The organism is Mycobacterium sp. (genome assembly GCF_049673265.1).
Taxonomy (GTDB): domain Bacteria; phylum Actinomycetota; class Actinomycetes; order Mycobacteriales; family Mycobacteriaceae; genus Mycobacterium.
The window spans coordinates 1-6,536 of the sequence record NZ_JBATXN010000135.1 but is presented as its reverse complement, the minus strand read 5'-3'; the positions used below and the strand labels follow the sequence as shown (position 1 = coordinate 6,536).

Below are 6,536 nucleotides of genomic sequence, written 5' to 3'. Positions count from 1 at the left end.
ATCGTGAGCCTCGCCGATACTGCTGAGTGCTGGCTGGCCGCACACCACGACGATTTGGTCGCCTGGCGGCGACACATCCACCGCTACCCGGAGTTGGGTCGTCAGGAGTACGCCACCACGCAGTACGTCGCCGAGCGGTTGGCCGACGCCGGCCTCAACCCGAAGGTGTTGCCCGGCGGAACGGGGTTGACTTGCGATTTCGGTCCGGAGCACCAGCCCCGCATTGCACTCCGCGCCGACATGGACGCGTTGCCGATGGCCGAGCGCACCGGTGCTCCGTATGAATCGACGATGCCCAACGCCGCGCACGCTTGCGGCCACGACGCCCACACCGCGATCCTGCTGGGCACGGCGCTGGCGTTGGCAGCTGTCCCAGAGCTGCCTATCGCGCTGCGGCTGATCTTTCAGCCCGCCGAAGAGCTGATGCCAGGCGGCGCCATCGACGCGATCGCCGCCGGCGCGTTGTCCGGGGTGAGCCGTATCTTCGCCTTGCACTGCGATCCCCGGCTGGCGGTCGGCAAGGTCGCGGTGAAACCGGGTCCGATCACATCGGCGGCCGACATGATCGAAATCACCCTTTATTCGCCGGGCGGGCACACGTCGCGGCCACACTTGACCGCCGACCTCGTTTACGGGTTGGGCACGCTGATCACCGGTGTGCCCGGTGTGTTGTCACGTCGCATCGACCCGCGCAACGGCACCGTGATGGTGTGGGGCGCGGTGAATGCGGGAGTGGTCGCTAACGCGATCCCGCAGAGCGGCGTGCTGGCGGGCACCATCCGCACGGCCAGCCGCGAAACCTGGCTGAGCCTCGAGGACATCGTGCGCCAGGCGGTGGCCGGCCTGCTCTCGCCGCTGGGTATCGAGCACACCCTGCAGTACAGCCGCGGGGTTCCGCCGGTGGTCAACGAGGAGATCTCGACGCGCATCATCGCCCACGCCATCGAGGCGGTCGGCCCGGAGGTGTTGACCGATACCAAGCAGTCTGGCGGTGGCGAGGACTTCTCCTGGTATCTGGAGGAGGTGCCCGGCGCGATGGCGAGGCTGGGCGTCTGGTCGGGTAACGGCCCGCAGCTAGACCTGCATCAGCCGACGTTCGACCTCGATGAGCGAGCGCTGGCGATCGGGGTGCGGCTGATGGTCAACATCGTCGAGCAGGCCTCCCTCGCAACCTAGCCTTCTAGGTTCCCGGGCCGATATTGCGGGCGGGGCGGGTACGTAGGTTGTGCACGTATTCGTCTGGTGCACCAGCGATTTCGGCGGCATCGGCCATCACACCGATGTAGCGGGCCGACGGCAGGCCACCCTCCCAGGCGTCCACCACATACAGCCACGCCAGCACCGGATCGGTGGTCGTGTCGGACGACACGCGTTCCACCCGGCATCGGATCTTCTTGTGGATGCCCAGCTCGGACCCCTCCCAGCGATCGAGGTTTCGCTCGTCGGCCGGCGTCATGTCGTAGAGCACGACGAACACCTTTGAGGCGGGGTCCTCAACGACGGTGGCCAGCGCCCCTTCCCAGCCGATGTCCTCGCCGCCGAATGTCAGCCGCCAGCCGTGCAACCAGCCGGTTCCGGCCATCGGCGAGTGGGGCGCACGCTGCTGCATCTGCTCGGGATGCATATTCGACCCGTAGGCAGCGTAGAGCGGCACGGAGAAAGCTTAAACGGCCGCCGCTGGCGCGGCGGTGATCCGACGGGTTGGTCTGAGGTTGGTTAGGTTAGACCCGTGGCGACCCGGATCGTGATCCTCGGCGGAGGGCCGGCCGGTTATGAGGCGGCACTTGTCGCGGCGGCACGGGACGCCGAGGTCACCGTCATCGACTCGGACGGCGTCGGCGGCGCTGCCGTGCTGTACGACTGCGTGCCGTCCAAGACGTTCATCGCCTCCACTGGAGTCCGCACCGAACTGCGCCGGGCCCCTCACCTGGGTTTCGACATTGACATCGAGGACGCCAAGATCTCGTTGCCGGAGATCCATCAGCGCGTCAAGACGCTGGCCGCCGCGCAATCGGCCGACGTCAACTCCGAACTGGTCAATGCGGGCGTCGAGGTCGTCGCGGCCAAAGGCGAGCTGATCGACGCGACCCCCGGCCTGGCCACCCACTGTGTCAAGGCAACTGCTGCCGACGGCACCACCCGCAGCTACGACGCTGACGTCGTGCTGATCGCCACCGGCGCCAGCCCGCGAGTGCTGCCGTCCGCACAGCCCGATGGCGAGCGCATCGTGACTTGGCGCCAGCTCTACGACCTGGACACCCTGCCCGACCATCTGATCGTGGTCGGTTCCGGTGTCACCGGTGCCGAATTCGTCAACGCCTACACCGAATTGGGTGTTGACGTCACGGTGGTGGCCAGCCGCGACCGGGTGCTGCCGTATGAGGACGCTGACGCCGCCCGCGTGCTGGAGGATTCGTTCGCCGAACGCGGCGTCCAGTTGGTCAAGAATGCCCGCGCGGAGTCGGTCACCCGCACCGACACCGGGGTGCTGGTCACGATGACCGACGGTCGCACCGTGGAGGGCAGCCATGCGCTGATGACGATCGGGTCCGTCCCGAACACCAGCGGCCTGGGCCTGGAACGAGTGGGCATCGAGCTGGGACGAGGAAACTACCTGGCTGTCGACCGGGTATCGCGTACCTCGGTGCCCGGCATCTACGCCGCCGGTGACTGCACCGGCCTGCTGTTGCTGGCCTCGGTCGCCGCGATGCAGGGCCGGATCGCCATGTGGCATGCGCTGGGGGAAGCCGTGAGCCCCATCCGGCTGCGCACGGTAGCCGCCGCGGTGTTCACCCGGCCGGAGATCGCCGCGGTCGGTGTTCCTCAGTCGGCGATCGACAACGGATCGGTCAGTGCCCGGACCATCATGTTGCCGTTGCGGACCAACGCGCGAGCGAAGATGTCGGGGCTGCGGCAAGGCTTCGTCAAGGTCTTCTGCCGGCAGTCCACCGGTGTGGTCATCGGCGGTGTCGTGGTTGCGCCGATCGCATCGGAGTTGATCCTGCCGATCGCGATGGCCGTGCAGAACCGAATCACCGTGAATCAGCTGGCCGAGACGCTCTCCGTGTACCCGTCGCTGTCTGGCTCGATCACGGAGGCGGCACGGCGGCTGATGGCGCACGATGATCTGGACTGACGCAGCCGTGCGACGATGCGGGCCGCGCGCGGCCGAGGAGGAGCGGGGCAATTGGACCGTGCCAGGTAGCCTTGGGAGCCAGTGTCCTACTGACGAGTAACCGGAGGAGACCTGTGCCGTGAGCGACCCCCTCGGGCAGTTCTGGCCGACCTCCTACTTGGGACCCGAGCAGCGCGCCTCGGCCTGGGAGCGGCTCGGCAGCGAGCAATTCGACGTCGTGGTCATCGGCGGCGGTGTGGTGGGTTCGGGATCCGCGTTGGACGCCGCCACCCGTGGCCTGAAAGTGGCGATGGTCGAAGCCCGGGACTTCGCCTCGGGCACGTCGAGCCGATCCTCGAAGATGTTTCACGGCGGACTGCGCTACCTCGAGCAACTGGAATTCGGGCTGGTGCGGGAGGCGCTCTTCGAGCGCGAGCTGTCGTTGACCACCTTGGCGCCGCACCTCGTCAAGCCGTTGCCGTTTTTGTACCCGCTGACCAGGCGGTGGTGGGAACGCCCATACGTCGCCGCCGGCATCCTGCTGTACGACGAACTTGGCGGCGCGAAATCCGTTCCGGGACAGAAGCATTTGACCCGCGCCGGCGCGCTGCGGCTAAGCCCCGGTCTGAAGCGCGGTTCGTTGATCGGCGGTATCCGCTACTACGACACCGTCGTCGACGACGCCCGGCACACCATGACCGTCGTGCGTACCGCCGCGCATTACGGCGCGGTGGTGCGGTCGTCCACTCAAGTGGTTTCGCTGCTGCGCGAAGGCGATCGGGTGACCGGCGTGCGGGTACGCGACTCGGAGGATGGCGCCATCACCGAAGTCCGTGGCCACGTTGTCGTCAACGCGACCGGGGTGTGGACCGACGAGATTCAGGCGTTGTCCAAGCAGCGCGGCCGATTTCAAGTGCGTGCCTCCAAAGGAGTGCACATCGTCGTGCCGCGAGACCGGATCGTCAGCGACGTCGCGATCATCCTGCGCACCGAGAAGTCGGTGATGTTCGTGATCCCGTGGGGCAGCCATTGGATCATCGGGACCACCGATACCGACTGGGCACTGGATCTGGCGCATCCGGCGGCCACCAAGGTCGACATCGACTACATCCTGGGCACCGTCAACACCGTGCTGGCCACCCCGTTGACACACGCCGATATCGACGGGGTGTACGCGGGTTTGCGACCGCTGCTGGCGGGGGAGAGCGAGGACACGTCCACGTTGTCGCGTGAGCACGCAGTTGCGGTGCCCGCTCCCGGCCTGGTCGCCATCGCCGGCGGCAAGTACACCACGTACCGGGTGATGGCTGCCGATGCGATCGATGCCGCGTCGCAATACATTCCGGCTCGGGTCGCGCAGTCGATCACCGAGAAAGTGCCCCTGCTCGGCGCCGACGGCTACTTCGCGCTGATCAATCAGACCGAGCACGTCGGTGCGCTGGAGGGACTCCATCCCTACCGGGTGCGACACCTGCTGGACCGCTACGGCTCGCTGATCCACGAGGTGCTGGCGATGGCCGCCGACCGCCGCGACCTGCTCAACCCGATCGCCGCGGCTCCGGGCTACCTGAGGGTCGAAGCCGCCTATGCCGCCGCGGCCGAGGGCGCGTTACATCTGGAGGACATCTTGGCGCGCCGGACGCGGATCGCCATCGAATATTCGCACCGCGGGGTCGACTGCGCGCGTGAAGTGGCCGACATCGTCGCGCCGCTGCTGGGTTGGTCCACCGCCGATGTCGACCGCGAGGTCGATACGTACACGGCGCGGGTGGAGGCCGAGGTGTTGTCGCAAGCCCAGCCCGACGACGCGTCGGCGGATGCGCTGCGGGCCAGCGCTCCCGAAGCCCGCGCGGAAATCCTCGAGCCGGTGCCCTTAAATTGAGCCGACCGTGAGGTCACTGCCGCTGCCGCCACGCGACGGATTGGGACCGGCGCGACTGCGGGTGCGCGGCGGCCCGCTCGGCGACGAACTGCTGAGCCGTTTCGGGCCTGCGGTCGCGGCCAAGGCGATCGCCGGTGAGGTCGTCGACTCCCGCGGCGAGGTGCTCGATCCCGCCACCGTGCTGCCTGCTGGTGCCAGCGTCTACTTCTACCGCGACCTGCGCGACGAGGTGCCGGTGCCATTCGACATCCCCGTGCTGTATCGCGACGACGACATCGTCGTGGTCGACAAGCCGCACTTCCTGGCCACCATGCCGCGCGGGCGTCACGTCGCGCAGACCGCGCTGGTGCGTTTGCGACGGCGACTGGGATTACCCGAGCTGAGCCCGGCCCACCGGCTGGACCGGCTGACCGCAGGCGTGCTGCTGTTCACCGCCCGCAGCGAGCTTCGGGGCGCCTATCAGACGATGTTCGCCCGTGGCGCGGTGCACAAGACGTACTTGGCGAGAGCCGCGGTCAACAGCGAGCTGGCGTTGCCGCGCGTGGTGCGCAGCCGGATCGTCAAGCGCCGCGGCCGTTTACAAGCCGTCGAAGAGCCCGGCGAGCCCAACGCCGAGACGTTGGTGGAGTTGATAGCACCGGATGGCTGCTACCGGCTGACCCCGCGCACCGGGCGCACCCACCAGCTGCGGGTACACATGACTTCGCTCGGCACACCGATCTACGGAGACCCGTTGTACCCCAGCGTGGTTGACGTTCCAAAAGACGACTTCAGTCAGCCCCTGCAATTGCTGGCGAGGAGTATCGAATTCGAAGACCCGTTGACCGGATCTCTGCGCCAGTTCGTCAGCTCCCGAAACCTACACGCCGCGGGCTAGCAGCGCTCGGCGCCGCGACGCATGCGCGGCAGGTCTTGATCAACCGATGCGGCCACGTTCCGGGTGGCCGGATTGCCGTCCTCCCGGACAGGCCGCATCGCCCAACTGAGATTCGCGCCCGCAACGGCGGCGCGCAATGTCTCCCAGGCGCGAGCCGTCAATACGCCCGCATTGAGAGAGCGGATAGTCGTCAGGTTGCTGAGGTTGACGTGGTTCTGCAGTGTTAGCACCCTGGTGCCCTTCAGTAATCCGGCGACGTCGTTCGCCGAAATTCGACGTCGTCGGTGTATTCCTCCGCGACTAGCACGAAGACCCTGCCGTGTCGGTGATCGGGGTCACAGGCCAGTCAGCAATGACCAACCGTGCATCGGCAATTTCTATTCCACGGTACGTGCTCGGGGCCGTTCCCGCCCGGTAGGCAGCAGGCTCGCAATCTTCGGACAGGCATCCGGGCCCCAGTAGTCGATCGCCTGCGGACTGGCGCTTCGGCGACGGGCCTCGTCGACGCTGAGATAGCGGGCGCGTCGGTGATCGCTCTCTGGACGTAAACAGCTCGGAAACTGCGGCTGAAATCGCGAATCCGACGATGCCCCGGCACGATTGCGCAGCGGCGAATCTTGTTACCATGCCAGCAGTGTGTCGGGCTGCGGCTAGGCCGGCGT

The 6,536-nt window shown here is 67.1% G+C and carries 6 protein-coding genes; 4 read left to right on the top strand and 2 right to left on the bottom strand.

Annotation, left to right across the window (positions count from 1 at the left end; all coding sequences use genetic code 11):
* Nucleotides 1–3 precede the first annotated feature (3 nt).
* Nucleotides 4–1,176, top strand: coding sequence for an amidohydrolase (locus WBF82_RS04840; protein WP_424381961.1), 1,173 nt, complete (start codon nucleotides 4–6; stop codon nucleotides 1,174–1,176).
* A 4-nt stretch (nucleotides 1,177–1,180) separates the two neighbouring features.
* Here the strand turns inward: WBF82_RS04840 and WBF82_RS04835 are convergent, their stop codons facing one another.
* Nucleotides 1,181–1,654 carry a gamma-glutamylcyclotransferase gene (locus WBF82_RS04835; protein ID WP_424078760.1) on the bottom strand — a complete coding sequence of 158 codons (474 nt, stop codon included), beginning with the start codon at nucleotides 1,652–1,654 and terminating at the stop codon, nucleotides 1,181–1,183.
* Between the two features lie 75 nt (nucleotides 1,655–1,729).
* On the opposite strand from WBF82_RS04835, the gene WBF82_RS04830 reads away from it, so the two are divergent.
* From WBF82_RS04830 to WBF82_RS04820, 3 genes are all read left to right on the top strand, one after another.
* Nucleotides 1,730–3,136 carry an NAD(P)H-quinone dehydrogenase gene (locus WBF82_RS04830; RefSeq protein ID WP_424381960.1) on the top strand — a complete coding sequence of 469 codons (1,407 nt, stop codon included), beginning with the start codon at nucleotides 1,730–1,732 and terminating at the stop codon, nucleotides 3,134–3,136.
* Nucleotides 3,137–3,254: 118 nt separating this feature from the next.
* Nucleotides 3,255–4,997 carry a glycerol-3-phosphate dehydrogenase/oxidase gene (locus tag WBF82_RS04825; RefSeq protein ID WP_424381959.1) on the top strand — a complete coding sequence of 581 codons (1,743 nt, stop codon included), beginning with the start codon at nucleotides 3,255–3,257 and terminating at the stop codon, nucleotides 4,995–4,997.
* Between the two features lie 7 nt (nucleotides 4,998–5,004).
* Nucleotides 5,005–5,874 carry a pseudouridine synthase gene (locus WBF82_RS04820; protein ID WP_424381958.1) on the top strand — a complete coding sequence of 290 codons (870 nt, stop codon included), beginning with the start codon at nucleotides 5,005–5,007 and terminating at the stop codon, nucleotides 5,872–5,874.
* On the opposite strand, the gene WBF82_RS04815 is transcribed toward WBF82_RS04820, so the two are convergent.
* Nucleotides 5,871–6,104 carry a hypothetical protein gene (locus WBF82_RS04815; RefSeq protein WP_424381957.1) on the bottom strand — a complete coding sequence of 78 codons (234 nt, stop codon included), beginning with the start codon at nucleotides 6,102–6,104 and terminating at the stop codon, nucleotides 5,871–5,873. The two genes, WBF82_RS04820 and WBF82_RS04815, sit on opposite strands and share 4 nt — an antisense overlap.
* Nucleotides 6,105–6,536: the final 432 nt, after the last annotated feature.